General features: G+C 56.0%; 1 protein-coding gene. It reads right to left on the bottom strand.

The window, feature by feature from the left end; all coding sequences use genetic code 11:
* Positions 1-1,342, bottom strand: a 1,342-nt coding sequence (locus ACXJKH_RS18780) for a hypothetical protein (RefSeq protein WP_457321636.1), incomplete at its 3' end; no start/stop codon positions are given.
* Between the last annotated feature and the right edge of the window lie 1,009 nt (positions 1,343-2,351).

The raw sequence follows: 2,351 nt of genomic DNA, 5'->3' as shown, positions 1-2,351 counted from the left end.
GGCGAAACATGATGGACATGTTCAGTTGCGCCGCCATTGTCGGGTAATGAACAGATGTGAAGTCTGATCCGTTGTCGCTGATGATTATTTCGGGAAGCCGATCGTGCCTGCGTGCACAGTCGCGCAGCACTTGTGAGCTGGTGCCTTTATTGGGCGCGCGTAGTGACATCCCGAATGCAAGGACACATTGGGTGTAGCAGTCGATGAGGACCGTGATCCACGGACGCGCGGTGTAGGTCTTGCCGTTGGCTCTCCCGACCACCACTTCGATGTCTGCTAGATAGTGGTCACATTGAGCGAGTTCGAAGGGACGCATCGCCTTTAGCGCTCGCACTTCTACCGGGGACGGCGATGACTTTGAATTCAGTAGGCGCTTGCCACCTCTGGATGCAGCCGTTTCCTGTTCAAGCTCGGCAATGATCTTCCGAGCCGTTGTCTTTCCGACGGGACGGTGACCCGGATGGTGAAGTTCCGCATGAACCTGGTAGCTGCGGTACACCGAAAGTGGACCAGGGTTACTATTACCTTCAAGGCAACGCTTGAGTTCCTCGCGAGCATATTGCAGGACCGACGCTGGCCGCTTGAGCGTCCTATTTCCGCTTGATGCGTAACGGGGTGTCAACGCCGCGATTGCAGATTTCCCCTGTGATTCTCCATCTGCACGGCGGAGTCGGAGCCGTCTTGCGTGCTCCTTCTCACTTCTTGTGCGGATCGCGCCTTGAAGGAAGTTCAGGTTTGCGAGTCCCCTCAACAGGTGCGAGCTGCTGGGTATGAGGTCTCTGCTCACCGTGCCTTCGCTAGAAGGAACTATGTGCCTTGAGCGCTCGATCTCCTCGACTAGCTCAGTTGTCAGAAGCTCTGGTGACGCTGCGAGCAGACAAGTGGAGGGACTGCTTAGCGAGTGATTGGAAAGATCAGCAAAGATTCTTCCAGACGCAACAAGATGTAACAGTGATGTGCAATCTTGAGTGTGGATCTTCTGCATCACCTCGGACATCGTCACGACTCTTCTCTGAAAAACATGCGACAGGGCAGCCCGCTCTACCGCCGGATCTGCGGCGGCCAACTCGACCTGACGGAGCGTGAGAAGATTCTGGGTGACTTGCTTGCAAAGGCTGCTGGACGGGATGACTACATGGCGGATGCCGATCGACGCGAAGAGGTCTCGAGCTGCCAGGTCAACATAGTTGTTGTCACATTTCGTCCAGGAAAGGCGCGTCTCCACCAAATCTTCGAGCTCGGAGGTGTCCTTGACCTGTGCGACGAATAGTCCTGTCTTCCCCAGCACAATGAAGTCAGGCGTGTAGGGGTACGGGCGTTTCCCCTTCCGGGTATCACGCACGCACTCCACCGTTGGAGGCTGCTCGTAATAGGCTAGGACGTCTCGGTCGCGCTCTAGCTCTACGGCGTAACAGTGTTCATGCCGACTCTCGAGATTTATCGTGCAGCCCATCTTGAACGACGGGAACTCCACGAGCATAGATGGCCGATTCGGGGCGGTACCGATGTTTCGGCTCACTCCGATGCTCGCCCTCTCGACATAGTCCGCTGCGGCAAATGTCAGCTGATGAGTAGCTGCATAAGCCTTCCGGTCTTCTTCAGTGAACTTCATAGCACCCCGGCCCACAGCAACTAGCTGTAAGGGTTCTTGGGATCAGGCACGGTGAAGCTGGCCCGTGGGAGACGAGACTTGCGGCCTGATGCGTTGGGGGCTAAAGTTGGACCAGCTTCGATAGAAGTGCTGTTCCCAGAGATGCCTCGGTTGCCGCCGGGGCATTTCCTTTTTTAGCCAATGATTTTTCAGTGGCTATGTCATTGCTTGGTCTCCTCGGTCGCTGTCTCCTCTGCTGCGGGATGACTGGCGCCAAGACTCTCCACCCATGACGCAACGTCAGCCGAGGTGGCGAAGAGACCCTTTCGACCCGGAATGCTGAATAGCGCTATTGGTAGCGCATCCCTTCTGCGCGCCTTCATCAGCGCATCTTTGCTCTTAAACCTGAGCACGCGCGCGACTTCTTCCGAGGTGAGAAGAGCGCCGTAGCGTGTGAGAAGGTCTTGGCGGAGCGCCGAAATAGCAGCCATGGGAGGCGTAGGGCTTGGGTCAGGTAGGCCTACAGTAAGGCGCGCGCTTTGTGTTCGCAAGCGGCTGATATTAAAGAAAAAAAAGAATCAATTGTCTTGGCAAATTGGAAGGATTGCGGGTGGTTGGTTCTAATCCACGATCCGGTTTATTCGATTCGATTGGGATGCTCACAGGTGCTCTGACTTAGGCGGCCGCCGCCTTCTAGACCCTCGTGGTGCTCCTAGGTAAAGACTGACCACCATCTATGGTGACCGGTCCGGTCTCTCAC

It is taken from the genome of Stenotrophomonas sp. P5_B8, from assembly GCF_054049855.1.
The sequence above is the reverse complement of the archived record's forward strand: the minus strand, read 5'-3'. Positions and strand labels throughout refer to the sequence as shown.